Raw genomic sequence first — 468 nt, 5'->3', positions numbered from 1 at the left:
GCCGGGATTGATATGCGCCGGGATATGCTGCGGCGCTCCCACACCCTGATCGTCTGCGGCAGCGCTGTGGACGAGGATGTAAAAAATGATATTGCGGTTGCCGGACGGCTGGGCATTGCGGCGACAACGCTGGAAGGGGTGCTTGCCGTGAAGGGACACGGCACCCCGGGCCATGCCGGACATTAAGCTGGGGAGCCTTTTTGACGGGATTGGCGTGTTCCCTCTGGCTGCTTCACGGTGCGGTATCCGTCCGGTATGGGCCAGCGAGATTGAAAAAGCGCCCATCTCCATAACCAAAAGGCACTTTCCCGATATGGCGCATTTGGGAGATATTACGAAGGTGGACGGCGGGAAAATCCCGCCGGTCCATGTGATAACCTTCGGCTCTCCCTGTCAGAACCTTTCTCTGATCGGCAACCGCTCCGGTCTTGCCGGGGCAAAATCAAGCCTGTTCTATCAGGCGTTTCG

Annotated in this window: 1 protein-coding gene and 1 pseudogene; both read left to right on the top strand. The window is 58.5% G+C overall.

Annotated elements, in window-relative coordinates; translation table 11 throughout:
• Window positions 1–186, top strand: a pseudogene (locus DW677_RS18490) (hypothetical protein); the annotation flags it as partial.
• Window positions 173–468: DNA cytosine methyltransferase (locus tag DW677_RS18060; protein WP_147324998.1), on the top strand; the 296-nt coding region annotated here is incomplete at its 3' end. The pseudogene DW677_RS18490 and the gene DW677_RS18060, both read left to right, overlap by 14 nt.

Source organism: Clostridium sp. AM25-23AC, assembly GCF_003435125.1.
Taxonomy (GTDB): domain Bacteria; phylum Bacillota; class Clostridia; order Lachnospirales; family Lachnospiraceae; genus Pilosibacter; species Pilosibacter fragilis.
This window is presented reverse-complemented; position numbering and strand designations above follow the sequence as displayed.